A 16,503-nucleotide genomic window follows, 5' to 3' on the forward strand; every position below is an offset into this window, starting at 1 on the left:
GTACACATTTTGGAAAGTGCCGTTTGAGATAACACAGGAGGAAACATCATGGTTCACACAGATTTGAAATTTTTTACGAATGAGCCAGAAAGAGATTTATACAGTCGTTTTGCTGCCATTCTGAAAAGCAATACACAATTCTTTGATGTTCTGGTTGGTTATTTCAGAGCCAGCGGCTTTTTTAAAATGTACGAAGCTCTGGAACAAGTAGAAAAAATCAGGATATTGGTTGGTCTGAATGTCGATAGGTATACAGTTAAAATCATTGACCGTGTAAATGCTGAAGCAAAGTATGCGGCTATCTCAACTGCAGACGGCAAGGAGATTATTGCAGAGGAAATTGAAAAAGAGTTTGAAACAGCAGCAAGTTCTGCACAGGTGGAAAAAGGTGTCCGTGTTTTCATGGATTGGCTTAAATCTGGGAAACTGGAAATGCGTATGTACACCGACGCACCAATCCATGCGAAGGTTTATATCATGCGCAAGGATCAGGAAAAAGTACCAGATACATTTGGTAGTGTGATTACTGGTTCCAGTAACTTTTCTGAAGCAGGCTTGATAAATAACCTTGAATTCAATGTGGAGTTGAAAGATTACGTAGATGTCAAGTTTGCATTGGACAAATTTGAGGAACTGTGGGTGCATGGTACAGATATTCGTGACACTTATATCGAAGCCGTGGAACAGCACACTTGGATGAGGGATGATATTACTCCTTATCAGCTGTATTTGAAAACATTGTATGAATTCTTCAAAGAAGAAATCAACGCAGACAAAGAGAATTTTGAAACATTACTTCCGGAAGGATATATGCGTTTGCAGTATCAGATTGATGCTGTAACACAGGCAAGACAAAAACTGGATGCGTATAATGGTGTATTTATTTCGGACGTTGTAGGTCTTGGTAAAACTTATATCTGCGCTATGCTTGCAAATAGTTTTAACAGAAACACATACAAGCTGATTGTGTGTCCTCCGGTACTGGTTGATTACTGGAGAAGCGTTTTGCAGGAATTTGATGTTGCACGCTGTGATGTAGAGTCCCTTGGAAAGTTGGACAAGATTATTGCAAAAGGAACCGACAAGTACTCTTATGTGTTTGTTGATGAAGCACATCGTTTTCGTAATAGTGGCACAGAAGCGTTTACAGAACTGCATCAGATTTGCCGTGGAAAGAAAGTTATTTTAATTTCGGCAACCCCAATCAACAACTATACCAGTGACGTAGAAAATCAGATTTATCTGTTCCAGGCAAAGCAGAGTGGAACAATCAACGGTATTAAAAATATCGAAGGCTTTTTCCGTGGTCTGAATGCGAAACTTTCCAAGAAACCAAAGGGTTCGGCAGCATATATGGAACAGCTTAGAGAAAATTCAGAAGTCATCCGTGACAAACTGATTCGTGAGGTTATGATTCGTCGTACCAGAAGTGAAATTCAGCAATACTACGCAGATGACCTTGCAAAGCAGGGATTGACTTTTCCGAAAGTTGGAAGTCCGGAGAAAATCATTTATTCCTTTGACGAGGAAACGGATGATGCTTTCTCCCAGACTATCAATATCATTAAGGATTTCAAATATGCTCGTTATACACCGTTGCTGTATCTAAAAGACAAAAAGAAGTATGCAACCATGCTCGCTGCACAGCGTAACATGGGCGGATTTATGAAAGGCATTCTTGTAAAACGTCTGGAAAGCAGCTTCTATGCGTTCCGTAAGACCCTGGAGCGTTTCATTGAATCTTATGAAAAGTTCATTGAAATGTCCAAGACCGGAAAAATCTATATCAGCAAGAAAGTAAATGTGTATGACCTCTTGGATGACGGAAATACACAGAAACTGATGTATCTGATTGAACAGCAGGATGTCATGGAATTTGAAACGAAGGAATTTTCTTCTCAGTTCTTCCGTGATTTGCAGGCGGATTTGGCACAGTTGAAATCTATGCAGTTTATTTGGTCATTGATTGGCAATGATCCGAAGCTGGATGAGTTTAAGAGGAATCTCACAACGAATCCACTGATGAAAGGTAAAAAGGCGATTGTCTTTACCGAATCTACAGAAACAGCACAGTATCTGTATGAAGAATTAAAGGAAATCTACGGAGAAAGAATTATCTATTTCAGCGGTCAGAGTAGTGCTGCATTAAAAGTTGAAATTGAAGATAGTTTCAATCCGAAATTTAAAAATAAAAACAACGATAAATATGACCTTCTTATCACTACGGACGTATTGGCAGAAGGTATCAATCTGCATCGTGCGAATGTTCTTGTAAACTACGATCTTCCTTGGAACCCTACCCGCATTATGCAGCGTGTAGGTCGTATCAACCGTGTAGGTACAGAGTATGACCGAATTTATGTATTTAACTTTTTCCCTACTGCACAGAGCAAGAAGCAGATGCCATTGGAAGAACGTATTCTGGAAAAATTACAGGCTTTCCACGATACGCTTGGAGAAGATATCAAATATTTGTCCGATGATGAAGAAGTATCTTCCAAGAAGCTGTTCTCAGATCTGACATCAGATCTGGATGGTGAGGAAGAAAGCACCAACCCTGAATTGGCTTATCTGGCTATTATTCGTCAGATTCGTGACAATGACCCGAAATTGTTTTCAATGATTAAACGTTTGCCGAAAAAAGCAAAGGCAGGCAAGTCTTCTGAAAAGGTATCAGAAGATTCTACAGTTACTTTTATCCGTCAAGGCGCATTAAAAACATTTTTTATCAGCTCTGAAGCTGAAACAAAACAGTTGTCCTTTATGCAGGCGATAGATTTGATTAAGGCAGAACCGGATGATGCAAAAGTCAGTGTAGCAAGTAACTTCTATGAACACTTTGATAGTAACAGCATCGCTTTCGACCAGATGCTCGTAGAAGAGGAAGAAGTGTCTACGGAAAAAGTAATGGTTGCCGGCAATGATGCGAAGATCATTCGTTTACTGAAAGCAATGAAAACAGAGCCTCGGCTTACCGATGATCAGGAGAAGATGATTGATAAATTGATTTCTCTCTGGGAGAACGGCGAGATTCCTGCAAAGGTTTCTAAGGACGTTATGAAAAAGAGCAAAGTTGTTGGGGATATTCTGGAACTTTACTATGAAATACTGAAATTAGTACCTCCGACATACTTCGAGGAACGCAAGAGTCAAAAAGCACAGGTAGATGGAGAAAAACAGATCATTCTCTCCTGCTATCTAAAGATGGGAGGTACAAGATAAATGAATGCCGTTGTTAAAAAGATAGAAACGATACTGAAAAGTCCGTATGCCATAAAAAACTATGTTGATTTGATTCGTGAAATTTTTCCGAAGGTCAGCATGGTGTCTCCGGACAAGTTCAGAAAAGAATTTACGAATTTTTCATCTCATATTGAAGGTTCCGTTCATGTGGGTAATTACAAAACACCGGACAAAAAGAATATCATTATCATGGCAGTGCAGCTGAAAAATGCGGGATACGTTGAAAATTCCAGAAGCACTCAGCGTAGCTATGCCAAGAAACTGATTGAAAACGCTAATGCCGATGCTGCATTCATCGCCTTTTATACAGAAGGTGAGCTGAAATGGAGACTGTCTTTTGTTCGTCTCGATTATGAAATGAAAATCGAAAACGGACGCTTGAAGACAACAGAAAATCTAACTCCGGCAAAGAGATATTCCTATCTGGTAGGCGAAAATGAACCTTGCCATACAGCAATCAGTCGATTTGAACGATTTATCATTGACAGTATGGCAGATCCGGAACACCCTACACTGGATGATCTGGAAAATGTGTTCAGCGTTGAAAAGGTTACAGATGAGTTTTTCAAGCTATATTGCGAGAAATTCCATCAGTTGCGTGAAAAGCTGGAAGAAAACGGAGATTTCCGTATTGAAGCAGAACAGCATAATTTTACTTCTGCACAGTTTGCCAAGAAGCTAATGGGTCAGATTGTATTCCTATATTTCTTACAGAAAAAGGGTTGGTTGGGCGTAGGTGCATGGCCTAATACATTGACCGAAAAAGAATACAAGAATGCTTATTATGCCCGTGGAGCAAAATCAAGAGAATTGATTCCGATGGTATATCGACCTGTTGGGGATGGTACATATCGCATTTCCAGTGCTGGATTGAACAGCATCAGTGATGAGGACGAAGCAGTTCTTGCCATGTGTGTAAAAGGTAAGCCCTGGGGCAGCGGTCCGCATAATTTTATGCGTAAACTCTTTGAAATTGCAGAAAAGAAGAACCAGAATTTCTTTGATGAATTATTGGAACCGCTGTTTTATGATGCATTGAATGTAAATCGTGGAGAACAGGGGTATTGCCCAGCCCTGCATTGCAGAATTCCATTCCTGTCCGGTGGCCTGTTTGAGCCGATTGACGGATATGATTGGGAACACAATAATTTTAATATTCCGAATGAAGTATTTTCCAATGCTGCGTCCAAAGGTCGTGAAGCAGATGGTATCTTGGATATTTTCGACAGATATAACTTTACCATGAGCGAAGATGAGCCGATGGAACGAGAAGTTGCTATCGACCCTGAGATGCTGGGTAAAGTATTTGAAAATCTGTTGGAAGTAAACGACAGAAAATCCAAAGGTGCCTTCTATACACCTCGTGAAATCGTGCATTATATGTGTCAGGAAAGTTTAATAAACTATCTGACCAATACTTTGCAGATTGAGGAAGAAGCAATCCGTGAGTTTATCCTGTACGGTGACTTTATGAAGGATGAAGATACTGTAAAAGAGAAACGTCAGGGTAACGGCGGTATGTATATTTCCGAAAGCCTGTTCAAGCTGGATGCAGACGGAAAAGTTGTTGTAGACAGACTGAAAGATGTGGATGAAGCATTGAAGAATGTTCGTGTTGCAGATCCGGCGGTTGGTTCTGGTGCTTTCCCTCTTGGTATGCTGAACGAGATTGTCCGTGCAAGACAAAATATTTCTGCTTATATGGCAATCACAATGAATGCATACGATACCAGACTGATGTATCAGATGGAGCGTTCACCGCACAACCTGAAATACGAAACTATCAAGAACTGTATCTTCGCAGCAGATATTGAGCCGTCTGCGGTAGATATTGCACAGCTTCGTTTGTGGCTGTCGCTGGTAATTGATGATGAAATCAATCCGAATGCGCAGAGTGCTTTGGATGGTCATAAGAATCCTTTGCCACTTCCAAACTTGGAAAGTAATATTCTATGTGGTAATAGCTTGATTGATGAGTTTGAGGGAACCAGACTGATTAAGGAAAGTGAATTGTTTGGTGACAGCACTTATCAGTTGGATATGAACCATTCCCGTTTTGAATCCATTGTCAGTGCTCTGATTGACAAACAGAATGAGTTGTTCCATTGCGATAATACAGAAAAGAAAAAGCAACTGAAGGATGAAATCGAATCTCTGCGAGATATGGTTATCATGTCGCAATTGGAAGGGTGTGATCCGGACAAAATCCAGAGATACCATGAAAGCAAACGTATGGCATCTAAGCCGTATGTTCTTTGGCAGTTAGATTTTGCAAGAGTATTCCGTGAAAAAGGGGGATTTGATATTGTAATTGGAAATCCGCCTTATATTGGGGAAGAAGGAAATAAAGAAATATTCCAAGAAGTGGCAAATACCGAATTTGGTAAAAAATATTATATCGGTAAAATGGATTTCTGGTATTTCTTCACATCAAAAGGAATGCAGTTATTAGCACCTAATGGTTCGTTATCCTTTATCGCTCCTAACAACTGGATGACAACTGCCGGCGGAAAAAATATGAGAAAGCATATAGCGGAAAAGGGCAAGCTGAAAAAGTTTGTGACATTTAATAATGTTATGGTTTTTGAATCTGCCAGTCAGCAAACAATGATATTTTTAATCCAAAATAAGAAACAGGATTCAGAATATAAAGTTTCTTATAAAGCAGTGGGGAATAGGAGCCTTAATGCAAGTGAATTGAGTCAATTCCTGAATGGTAATAATATCGGTATAATGTATAATGCAAAGTATGATCCCATAATCAATTCAGATGGTAGAACAATACAATTTTTAGATACATCTATTACTGATATTACTGATAAAATAAAACGTGCAAAATGCTTCTACTTAGAGAACAACGAAATCCTGAACGGTATTCACCCTCACCATGCTGAAGTGACAAAGAAAATGTTGCCAATGTTACCTAATTCAAATGTTGGAGATGGAATTTTTATTTTATCTTCAAATGAAGTGGATGCTTTAAATTTGGATGAAAAAGAAAAATCATTACTGCACCCATATTATGATAGCAAGAATATAGGCAGATACTATTTTGATCCGGAATTTACCAAACAAATTATCTATACAACATCTGCTTTTAAAGATATAACATTAATGGATGCTTATCCAAAATTAAAAAAGCATTTAGATTTTTATGTTGATGTTATAACATCTGATAATCGTCCCTACGGATTACATAGAGCAAGAAAGCAAGAATTTTTTGAGGAGCCAACTATTATTTCTCTTCGAAAGTGTTCGACTCCACAATTTTCCTATATTGCTTCACCTGCATATGTAACAGCAGAATGGTATTTGATTAAAACATCTAAAGTGTCAATGAAATATCTTACTTGTTTGTTGAATTCTACTTTGATAAAATTCTGGCTATTGAAAATGGGAAAAATGCAAGGAAGCATCTATCAAGTAGATAAGGATCCTTTGGTAAATATACCAGTTTTTATTCCTGATAAACAAACAGAGAATACCCTTAGTGAGTGTTGTGATAAAATTTATAAGATCAGAGGAAAGAACAAAAATGCAGATATATCAGAAATTGAGAAGTTTATAGATGATATTGTTTATAGCGCTTATGGTTTAACAAGAAATGAGATTTTGACTGTAGAAAATACTATTGGGGCATGGGAAAACTCGAAGAAGTAATTCAAATGACCAAGCCAAAGGCGATCAACCGTAAAAAGTTGGTCGCTTTTGTTTTGCTCATTTGCAAATATAAATTGCCAGGGCAATTTATAAATCTCGTATGCGGGTACCGGCATACGAGAACAGGCGGTGATAGTTCACAATGTATGTGAATGGTCATCGCCTGAAACTTTCTAAGAAGGCTCCGGTGGAGCGTTCTTAGAAAACGGAGAAGCTGTGAGAACCAACTGGCCAGTGGTTTGAAACAGATTGTCCGGCAGGAGTACAGAGGGCGCAGCTCTTTGTGCAAGGGTACAGGGAATGCAACATCCCTGTGCGGGTCAAGGGCGGCAGCCTTGCCCAGTCAGTGGCGTTTCGCCACTTAGTACTGGGTATTACCTGCGCATAAATGAAGCAGGACAGCAGCAGAGCTGCTTTGATTTCCTTGACAACACTCAAAAAGAAATGGAGGAAAAGCCTTTGAGGTTGACACGACACAATGGCCGTTCCGGTAAAAATGGTGCTTACAATCCAAAGCATAATGACCGTAGGTTTGATTTGGAAAACAGCGAACACATTGATGTGGAGCGAGCCAAAAGAAATATTTATTGGGACTGTTATCGTGGTATCACAACTTTCGATAACCGTAATGCAGATGCCGAACAGGATTTTTCTTTTGAAAAAGTAGAGCAGATGTATTACACCGCCCAATATGACGATTTCATTTTCTTTCAAAATGAGAGAAATATAAAAAACAGACATCCGGAAAGAAATAGAACCGTGGAGGACTTGCTGAAAAATAAAAAGACCTGTCCGGAAGAAACCATTTATCAGATAGGAACAGTGGAAGAATCCGTACCGCCGAAAATTTTGTTGCATGTGGCAAATGATTTCTTTGGAGAAATGGAAAAAAGGTTTAGTACTCATGTTCACATTCTGAACTGGGCATTGCATCTGGATGAGGGAACTCCCCACATTCAGGAACGTCATGTGTTTGATTGTAAAAATCAATACGGCGAGCTTTGTCCGCAACAGGAAAAGGCATTGGAGGAACTGGGAATACCACTTCCCGATCCGACTAAGCCGAAGGGCAGACACAACAACCGCAAGCAGACTTTTGATGCTATGTGCAGAGAAATGTTGTTTGAAATTTGTGAGCGTTATGGTCTGCAACTGGAGCGTGAGCCAATCTATGGTGGGAAAGCCTATCTGGAAAAAAATGATTTCATTATTGAAAAGCAGAAGCAGGTCATGGCAGAAAAAGAGCAAGCACTTTCAGAAATTACAATGAAACTGGAAGATGCGGAAACTCTGGTGGAAGAAATTGCGGATACTGCCTATGAGAAAGCCTGTGAAGTGATTGCGGAAACGGTTTTTGCAGAAACACAGAAACGGGATTTGGAAACTGTAGCAAATTATCAGAAGTGGATTACAGAAGAAAGTAATGTTCCGGCTGATAAAAAATCTGCTATCAGTAAATCTCTGGATGCTCTGCAAAACAAAATGAAGAAAACGGCGGACAAGCTTCTGAATAAAGTTTTGACTGTATTGAAGCTACCGACAGTCAAAGAAAAGAATATGGCTGTGGTAAAGGAAAAGGCAAAAGAATCGTTGCTTGCGAAGTTGCAGCGTAATAAAGAACTTGTGAAAAAGGATGGTGATTCGGATAAGAAGATCAAACAAAAGAATATGGAACGCTAACAAGCACTTGCCATTTATGTCGGAAATGTCAGGTGTTTTTTCTATGGGAGGGCTGTGCTATGAATGTATTTGATGCAGTCAAGCAGTCGGTCACTACAAGACAGGCTGCGGAAATGTACGGACTAAAAGTTCGTAGAAATAATATGGCAGCCTGCCCTTTTCACAATGATAGAACTCCCAGCATGAAAGTGGACAAGCGCTTTCATTGTTTCGGGTGTGGAGCTGATGGCGATGTGATTGATTTTGTATCAAGGCTTTATGGTATCAGCAGTCTGGAAGCGGCACAAAAGACAGCTTTAGACTTTGGAATATCTTATGACCGTAAGCCTGTAAAAACGAAGTCAAAGAAAACAGTACGTCAAAAATCAGATGCACAGATCTACGCAGAAGCCGAGCAGCTTTGCTTTCGAGTTCTGTCAGACTACTACCATCTTTTGAAAAAGTGGGAAATAGATTATGCTCCCAACATGGAAGAGGAAACATGGCATCCGCTGTTTGTGGAAGCCTTACAGAAAAAATCACATTTAGAATATCTTTTGGATATTCTGGCGTTTGGAGAAATAGAGGAAAAATCATTGCTTGTGATGGAATACGGGAAGGAGGTGGCGTCACTTGAACAACGAATTTCAGAATTTACCTGCCGAGAAGCAGAAACAGGCATTGGAAGTAGCCAGTGATCTGGAAAAGCCTTGTTCTCCTGCTGAGGTTAGGGAACTTTTAGATCGAACGGAGAATGGCGGCGTGAAGAACAGCATTAAAAACTGTCTTACGGTATTCCGTCTGGATGAGGTGCTTCACCAAAGCATTTGCTACAATCTGTTTACAGAAAAAACGGATATTGTAAAGCCACTATGGTGGCATAAAAGAAGTCCGGTTCTGAATGAAACGGATGTAAATTATCTGATGCTTTATCTGGAAGAAAATTACGGATTTAGTGTGGAATCAAAAATTTCGAGGGCGATTTCAATCATTGCTGATAAAAACAAGTATCATCCGATTCAGGAAAAACTGAAAAGTCTGGTGTGGGATGGCGAGAATCGTATCGAAAATGCCTTGCTACATTTCCTTGGAGTGGAGAAGAATGAATATACCAGTACAGCGATGCAGCTGTTTATGTTGGGTGCCATTCACAGAATCTTTCGTCCAGGCTGCAAATTTGAAATGATGCTCTGTCTTGTAGGAGGCCAAGGAGCAGGCAAGTCCACGTTCTTCCGTTTTCTTGCATTAAAAGACGAATGGTTCACAGACGATCTGAAGAAGTTGGATGATGATAATGTATTTCGTAAAATGCAGGGGCATTGGATTGTGGAGATGTCGGAGATGATTGCTACGGCCAATGCCAAAAGCATTGAAGATATAAAATCGTTCCTCAGCCGTCAGAAGGAAACCTATAAAATTCCTTATGATAAGCAGCCGGATGACAGACTTCGACAATGCGTGTTCGGTGGCACTTCCAATACTTTGGATTTTCTGCCACTTGACCGTACCGGAAACCGAAGATTTCTTCCTATTATGGTTTATCCAGAAAATGCAGAGGTACACATTATGGCAGACGAAAAAGCATCCAGAGCCTATATTGAACAAATGTGGGCAGAAGCTATGGTAATTTACCGAAGCAAAAAGTATAAGCTTTCCCTTTCAAAAGAAATGGAACAATATCTGAAAGAATTTCAGAAGCAGTTCATGCCGGAAGATACGAAAGCGGGCATGATTCAGGGATTCTTGGATGGTTACAATGGAAATATGGTCTGCTCCAAGATGCTTTATAAGGAAGCCTTGAATCATCCATTTGATGAGCCGAAGCAATGGGAAATACGTGAAATTAACGATATTATGAACAATTCCATTGTGGGATGGAAGCAGTTCACAAATCCAAGGCATTTTGCCGGATATGGCAGGCAAAAAGGCTGGGAGAGTGACAATCAGATCGTGGCAACTGGAAAAAATTCTTTGGACGGCTTTGTGGAACTGACGGAGGAAGAAGCCAAACAGATGGAGCTGCTTTTTGGAAATACAGGGTGAATTGTCAGTTAAAATGCTATCGGGTTGTCGATTTGGTTGCGTGGAAAAATCCTTATTTTGCAAGGGATTTTCTTCTCTGACAACCAAAACAACCCATAATTATAAAAAGAATAGATTTAAAGTAACAGAGCTTTGTATTGGGATTTGACAGTTTGTTAAGGTCGGTTGCCGAACTTTGTTGTCATTTCTCTTTGCAAGGCTCTTTTATGGAGGTAAGCGAAAATGAACGTGCGAAATGAAGTGAGATCACATCTTGTGTGCGAGGGCGTGACCATGCAGGATGTATTGGAAAAATTGGAACAGCAGTATGGATGGAGCAGGAGCATTTCCAACTTGTCGGGGAAACTTCATCGAGAAACGCTGCGATATAAAGAAGCCGTAGAACTGGCAGATGTGTTGGGTTACGAGATTGTATGGAAAAAGAGGGGGGGGGTAAGTGCCTATGATGGATGAACAGAATCAAAATGTAGATAAGTATGATATTCCTGTCTGGAGAAAATACACTCTGAGTGTGCAGGAAGCGGCAAAATATTTTCATATTGGAGATAAGAAGCTGCGAAAACTGATTGACGAAAATCCGGATGCAGAGTTCATTCTGTGGAACGGCTCAAGACCTCAGATCAAGCGCAGAGTGTTTGAACAATATGTAGATGAAAAATTATCTGCCATATAAAAACGGCAAATACACGATAGATTCGGAGCCAAGTTTATGATATTATAGGTATATCATAGCTTGGCTCTTTTCTATGGCAGTTGGTTGATAGAAAGGAGAAACTGAATGTCAGAAGTAAGACGAGACAATAAAGGTCGCAAGTTATTTAATGGAGAGAGCCAGCGCAAAGACGGGAAATATGAATACAAGTATCAGGATGCATGGGGCAAGAGAAAAACGGTGTACAGTTGGAAGCTCACACCGACTGACCGAGTTCCGGCAGGAAAACGTGATGATATTTCCCTGCGAGAAAAGATTAAGCAGATTCAAAAGGACTTGAACAGCAATATCACACCGGATGGCGGGAATTTCACAGTTCTGGAACTGGTGGAAAAGTATATTTCACAGAAAACTGGTGTCCGTCATAACACAAGGTCAAATTACAACTTTGTGGTCAATGTGATTAAGAAAGAAGCCTTTGGTCAGAGGCGAATTGACAAGATTAAGGTGTCCGATGCTAAAGAATGGCTGATTAAGATGCAGCAGATTGATGGGCGAGGCTACAGTTCCATTCATACCATTCGTGGTGTAGTAAGACCTGCCTTTCAGATGGCGGTGGATGATGATTTGCTGGTAAAGAATCCTTTTGAGTTTCAGCTGAACACCGTTGTTGTGAATGATAGTGTCACAAGAGAAGCTATCACACGACAGCAGGAAAGAGATTTCTTGAAGTTTGTAAAGAACGACAAGCATTTCTGTAAGCATTATGACGGTATCTATATTCTGTTTAAAACAGGACTTCGTATTTCTGAGTTTGTCGGGCTGACGAAGAAAAACCTTGATTTTGAGAATAACAGAATCATCGTGGATCATCAGCTTCAGAGAACCAGAGATATGAAATATATTATTGAAGATACCAAGACAGAGAGTGGCGAACGTATGGTGCCGTTGACACCGGAAGTAAAGGAAGCGTTTCAACGTATTCTTGCCAACAGAAAGAATCCAAAGGTTGAGCCTATGGTAGATGGGTACAGCGGATTTTTGTACTTGGACAAGAATGGCAGACCGATGGTGGCACTTCACTGGGAGAAGTATTTTCAGCATATCCGTGAGAAGTACAACAAAATTTACAGGGTACAGATGCCGAAAGTTACTCCTCATGTTTGCAGACACACTTTCTGTTCCAATATGGCGAAGTCCGGAATGAATCCGAAAACACTTCAATATATCATGGGTCATAGTGACATCAGCGTGACGCTGAACACCTATACGCATCTGAACTACGATGATGCAGAGGAAGAAATGCAGAAAGTAGTAGAAGCAACTTCTAAGAAATCGACAACGCACCGTAAAAGGTGCGTGTCGTAAATCTTTTGAATTTACGACAGAATTTACGACAAATGATGGCAAAAACAAGCCAATATAAGCGTAGTTATACCAAGTTATGATTGTGGAGCCTCTGTCGTAGAAATGCCGAAGAGTGGCGTAAAATCAAGGAAAATCAGCATTTTCAAGGAGTTTTAAATATATGATAAAAGTGCTTTTTATCTGCCACGGCAATATCTGTCGTTCCCCCATGGCAGAATTTGTAATGAAAGATTTAGTAAAAAAAGCTGGTCTTGCAGACCAGTTTGAAATCGCCTCTGCGGCAACTAGCAGAGAAGAAATCGGAAACCCGGTACACCGAGGAACTCGCAACAAATTAAAACAGTACGATATTTCTGTAGATGGTAAATATGCCGTTCAAATGACCAGTGCTGATTACCGTTATTATGATTACATTATTGCCATGGAACGATACAACTTACGCAATATGGAGCAATTTGTTCATGGTGATCCGGATCACAAAGTGCATCTTTTACTGGATTTTACAGATCGCAAGGGCGATATTGCAGATCCGTGGTATACAGGAAATTTTGATGAAACGTATGATGATGTTTTAGAAGGATGTCAGGGTTTACTGGCGCATATCAGACGTGAGATCGCTTCCAACTAACTAATAGATGGTGAATGATGAATGACGAAATCAAGGGGAGGAAAGTCAGAATGGCATTAAGTGATCAGGAAATAGATCAAACGCTGTATGCAGTGTATGTTACAGTACAGAAAAAGTGCTGAGAACACTCTTGGTTAAAAGCAATATGTACCTCAGATATTTCGAAAAAAGAAAACGTGATATCTGAGGTTTGCTATTTTAGAGAGAGAAACCAGGGCATTTTTGTACAGAAAACTTTTTTTGAAAAAAAGGTACACTTTTCATATGTCCTGAATTGACTTTATAAAATGGTGTTTTTCACAAGCTGTTGATATACCTTTTCATCGCGTAAAATATCATCAATGGTAACCCATTCATCTGGCTGGTGGGCTGCTTCGAGACAACCAGGACCATAGGACATACAGTTGCGGTTGTGGAGTTGCCCGGCAATGACGGCGGTATCCGTGTAACCAGTAAAACAGCTGATTTGAGGAACTTTACCGGTGACTTCCTGACAGGACATTTTCAAATTTGCCAGAAGAGGAGAATCCGAATTTTGTTCAATCGGTGGTCGGTTGCCGGTGATTTTATAAGTTGCAGAAATACCACTGACGGACTGCTCCGCGTGTTCAATGGCAGTTTCCACGATAGCATTTGTTTTTTCTGTATTCAATGGCGGAACCAGACGCATGTCGATCCAGACTTTACAGTGATCCGGTACAACATAAGGACGATAACCGCCGGTGATCTGACCGAAAGTAACCGTGGAACTTCCCATGTCAGGATGAACGGGGGCATACAAAATCGCATGCCGGATCTCACAGATAATCTCAGACATTGCAGCAATGGCATCGGCACCTTTCCATGGCGTGCTTGCATGGGCAGTGTGCCCTTGTACGTCAATCTCATACCATGTGCGACCTTTGTGTGCCATCTGAATCTGCCCGTTGGTCGGTTCGGCATCAATCACCCAGTCGTGATCTGTGATCCAACCAGATTGTATACATGCTTCGGAACCACGCATGAAATCTTCTTCGTCCATAGAACAGATTAGCTTTAATGTCTGTTTTGGTGTTTTGCCGGATGCTTTCAACATTTCTGCTGCATATTGAAACGCGGAAAGACAGCAGGCAAGACCGGATTTCATATCACAGGCGCCGCGACCATATATTTTTCCATTTTTTTCGATGGCAGCAAAGGGTGGTAGCGTCCATCCATCGCCTACGACAACAGTATCCATGTGACAGATCATTACCAGTGCAGGAAGGGATGGATCACCGGTCAGCTCAGCCATGAGATTTGGGCGACCAGGAAGCACTTCCTGACGTGTTAATTGCACATTTGGATATGAAGCAAGTTGTGATGTGATCCAGTCTGCCATTGTGTTTTCATAAGTACCAGGATCGGTGCTTTCAATTTGGATCATTTGCTTTGTCATTGTAACTGCGCGAGATGGTAGAGACATTTATAAAACCCCCTAAAAAATTATTTAAATCAAGTTTTGAATCTATATATTAGGAATTCTAATATAAAATTAATTGAATTAGATTAAACGGTCTAAAACATAAATTATTATAACACTCTTTATTGGTATGTGCTATCAATTTTTTTCTCTTAAAAAAACATATAGGATGACGAAAAAAGACTGGTGTGATAGAATGGTTGCAAATGGAAAAAGATTTGCCAGAAAGTAATTATCTGGCAGAAATAAGATGATTTGGGTGTCAAAACCCCCAAATTTTGATTACACGGATTGTTCCGTGCTTTGCACTCCCACAATCCTTCCCGCTATTCGCATATCGTGGGATAAAAATCCCACTTTTATGCTCATATCGGGGCGTGCCCCAAGGTCATTCATCCACCCTTGTGCAAGCACAGGTGGACTCAGACCTTTAGGCACTGTAATCGTAAGATATTAAGAATAGAGGTTGGATGGAATGTATTATGTACCTGATGGCACAGAAATGTGCGGATTTTATGAATGTGAAGAATGTGCAAACAGATTTTTATCGCTGAAAATCGGTCCAAAACTTGTGTGCCCGTATTGTGGAGAAGAACCGGATATGGAGATCGGACCGGATGAAGAAATGCCGGTGGCAAAAGAGACAGCAAAACTTCTGGAAGTAGTAGAAGGTGCGGAAAATGTGGAGCGTATGGATGCATTACTTTCTCTGGCAGTAACTGGTGGTGACTATGACTGGATCTAAATTGTTTTGTTCAAATTTGTAATAAACAAAAGTACGGCATAATGATAAAATATCGGACTAAATTAACAAGAGCAACAGGAGAACAGAAAAATGTTTTTTATGATGGGAATCACAGATGGAAGAAAAAATCTGGATTATAACCAGACAGAAATCTGTGGCGTGTGTGGACGATACGGACGTTTTCAAGTGTTTATGACATACACCGTATTGTCGCTGTTTTTTATCCCGTGTTTCAAATGGAACAGGCACTATTATGTGCAGACCAGTTGTTGTAACACATTGTATGAACTGGATAGGGAGATTGGTCGAAGAATTGAGCGCGGTGAAGATGTGCGGATCTTGCCGGAACATTTGCAAAAAGTTGGAAATGGTAGAGCAGGGTATCGTTATGGTGGTTATAAATGTTGCGCGAATTGTGGGTATGAGACCACCGAAGATTTTGTGTTCTGTCCAAAATGTGGCACGAGATTATGATACTTTAATTATATGAGGCTGGGTCAAAAGATGCCATACGAATTGTTCCGTACTTCGTACTCCCGCAATTCTACCCAATATTCGCATATCGTGAAGCTGACGATCTACTTTTATGCCCATATCGGGGCGGGTCATTAAGCAATAAAACCACTCCGGTGCAAGCACATCGTGGTTTCAGGCTTTTGACCCTGGCATCATTATATCAGATATATGATTTTATAAGCGGTATTAAGGAGTGCATTTGTATGTGGAAAATCAAACAGATTGCCGAGGCAGACTTTGGGTGTGAAGAACGACTGCCGGGTGAAAAATTAAAATGTCTGGTTATATTAGAAAATGAAAATGGTGACACACGTCGACTGGAAGCCGAAGATGAATGGCTCACGGAACAGGGACTGGACGAGGGCAGTATGTGGAATATTACTGATGAAAAAAACATTTAATGAAAGCAATTTTTGAAAGTATATGGGATGAGTGTATTATAGTGCATCTCGCAGCAAGAATACCGAGGGTATTCTTGAATGTTAATGAAGAAATATGTTAATGAAGAAATCGGAGAAACTTTTCTCAATAAGCGTTTCAGTGAACGA

General features: G+C 40.3%; 13 protein-coding genes. 12 read left to right on the forward strand and 1 reads right to left on the reverse strand.

Translation table 11 applies throughout. The features are described from left to right. Positions 1-48 precede the first annotated feature (48 nt). From Q0I54_RS08135 to Q0I54_RS08175, 9 genes are all read left to right on the forward strand, one after another. Positions 49-3,222, forward strand: a complete 3,174-nt coding sequence (locus tag Q0I54_RS08135; RefSeq protein WP_296117853.1) for a helicase-related protein — start codon at positions 49-51, stop codon at positions 3,220-3,222. A 210-nt stretch (positions 3,223-3,432) separates the two neighbouring features. Beyond that, positions 3,433-6,903, forward strand: a complete 3,471-nt coding sequence (locus Q0I54_RS08140; protein ID WP_296117855.1) for an Eco57I restriction-modification methylase domain-containing protein — start codon at positions 3,433-3,435, stop codon at positions 6,901-6,903. 459 nt (positions 6,904-7,362) lie between these two features. Next, complete coding sequence (locus Q0I54_RS08145; RefSeq protein WP_296117857.1) at positions 7,363-8,583, forward strand: serine/arginine repetitive matrix protein 2; 1,221 nt, start codon at positions 7,363-7,365, stop codon at positions 8,581-8,583. A gap of 59 nt (positions 8,584-8,642) precedes the next feature. Then, a complete protein-coding gene (locus Q0I54_RS08150) occupies positions 8,643-9,260 on the forward strand; it encodes a CHC2 zinc finger domain-containing protein (RefSeq protein WP_296117859.1) in 618 nt (205 codons plus the stop codon). Between the two features lies 1 nt (position 9,261). Next, complete coding sequence (locus Q0I54_RS08155) at positions 9,262-10,605, forward strand: virulence-associated E family protein (RefSeq protein ID WP_296117893.1); 1,344 nt, start codon at positions 9,262-9,264, stop codon at positions 10,603-10,605. A gap of 222 nt (positions 10,606-10,827) precedes the next feature. Continuing rightward, positions 10,828-11,058 (forward strand): LLM class flavin-dependent oxidoreductase, encoded by a 231-nt coding sequence (locus tag Q0I54_RS08160; protein WP_296117861.1) that lies wholly within the window; start codon positions 10,828-10,830, stop codon positions 11,056-11,058. Then, entirely contained in the window at positions 11,051-11,278 is a 228-nt protein-coding gene (locus Q0I54_RS08165; RefSeq protein WP_296117895.1) for an excisionase, read from the forward strand. The genes Q0I54_RS08160 and Q0I54_RS08165 overlap by 8 nt, the downstream gene beginning before the upstream one ends. Before the next feature lie 105 nt (positions 11,279-11,383). Then, positions 11,384-12,625 (forward strand): site-specific integrase, encoded by a 1,242-nt coding sequence (locus Q0I54_RS08170; RefSeq protein WP_296117863.1) that lies wholly within the window; start codon positions 11,384-11,386, stop codon positions 12,623-12,625. Between the two features lie 160 nt (positions 12,626-12,785). Then, positions 12,786-13,253: a low molecular weight protein-tyrosine-phosphatase gene (locus Q0I54_RS08175; protein ID WP_296117864.1), complete on the forward strand. Its 468-nt coding sequence runs from the start codon at positions 12,786-12,788 to the stop codon at positions 13,251-13,253. A 280-nt stretch (positions 13,254-13,533) separates the two neighbouring features. Here the strand turns inward: Q0I54_RS08175 and Q0I54_RS08180 are convergent, their stop codons facing one another. Beyond that, complete coding sequence (locus Q0I54_RS08180) at positions 13,534-14,697, reverse strand: M20 family metallopeptidase (RefSeq protein ID WP_296117865.1); 1,164 nt, start codon at positions 14,695-14,697, stop codon at positions 13,534-13,536. A gap of 472 nt (positions 14,698-15,169) precedes the next feature. Between Q0I54_RS08180 and Q0I54_RS08185 the strand changes: the two genes are divergently transcribed. The 3 genes from Q0I54_RS08185 to Q0I54_RS08195 all read left to right on the forward strand — a co-directional run bounded on the left by Q0I54_RS08185 (position 15,170) and on the right by Q0I54_RS08195 (position 16,356). Then, complete coding sequence (locus Q0I54_RS08185) at positions 15,170-15,439, forward strand: hypothetical protein (protein WP_177975580.1); 270 nt, start codon at positions 15,170-15,172, stop codon at positions 15,437-15,439. A 90-nt stretch (positions 15,440-15,529) separates the two neighbouring features. Next, positions 15,530-15,913, forward strand: a complete 384-nt coding sequence (locus Q0I54_RS08190; RefSeq protein WP_296117866.1) for a zinc ribbon domain-containing protein — start codon at positions 15,530-15,532, stop codon at positions 15,911-15,913. Between the two features lie 245 nt (positions 15,914-16,158). Next, positions 16,159-16,356, forward strand: a complete 198-nt coding sequence (locus tag Q0I54_RS08195) for a hypothetical protein (protein WP_296117869.1) — start codon at positions 16,159-16,161, stop codon at positions 16,354-16,356. Positions 16,357-16,503: the final 147 nt, after the last annotated feature.

Origin of the sequence: uncultured Eubacterium sp. (assembly GCF_934295145.1) — a bacterium.
Taxonomy (GTDB): Bacteria; Bacillota; Clostridia; order Lachnospirales; family Lachnospiraceae; genus Eubacterium_I.

Bases quoted from the DNA above. Each gene is read 5' to 3' on its own strand.
- Q0I54_RS08190 (WP_296117866.1), top strand. From the start codon at position 15,530: ATGTTTTTTATGATGGGAATCACAGATGGAAGAAAAAATCTGGATTAT.
- Q0I54_RS08140 (WP_296117855.1), top strand. From the start codon at position 3,433: ATGGCAGTGCAGCTGAAAAATGCGGGATACGTTGAAAATTCCAGAAGC.
- Q0I54_RS08170 (WP_296117863.1), top strand. From the start codon at position 11,384: ATGTCAGAAGTAAGACGAGACAATAAAGGTCGCAAGTTATTTAATGGA.
- Q0I54_RS08160 (WP_296117861.1), top strand. From the start codon at position 10,828: ATGAACGTGCGAAATGAAGTGAGATCACATCTTGTGTGCGAGGGCGTG.
- Q0I54_RS08195 (WP_296117869.1), top strand. From the start codon at position 16,159: ATGTGGAAAATCAAACAGATTGCCGAGGCAGACTTTGGGTGTGAAGAA.
- Q0I54_RS08175 (WP_296117864.1), top strand. From the start codon at position 12,786: ATGATAAAAGTGCTTTTTATCTGCCACGGCAATATCTGTCGTTCCCCC.
- Q0I54_RS08185 (WP_177975580.1), top strand. From the start codon at position 15,170: ATGTATTATGTACCTGATGGCACAGAAATGTGCGGATTTTATGAATGT.
- Q0I54_RS08150 (WP_296117859.1), top strand. From the start codon at position 8,643: ATGAATGTATTTGATGCAGTCAAGCAGTCGGTCACTACAAGACAGGCT.
- Q0I54_RS08165 (WP_296117895.1), top strand. From the start codon at position 11,051: ATGGATGAACAGAATCAAAATGTAGATAAGTATGATATTCCTGTCTGG.
- Q0I54_RS08135 (WP_296117853.1), top strand. From the start codon at position 49: ATGGTTCACACAGATTTGAAATTTTTTACGAATGAGCCAGAAAGAGAT.
- Q0I54_RS08180 (WP_296117865.1), bottom strand. From the start codon at position 14,697: ATGTCTCTACCATCTCGCGCAGTTACAATGACAAAGCAAATGATCCAA.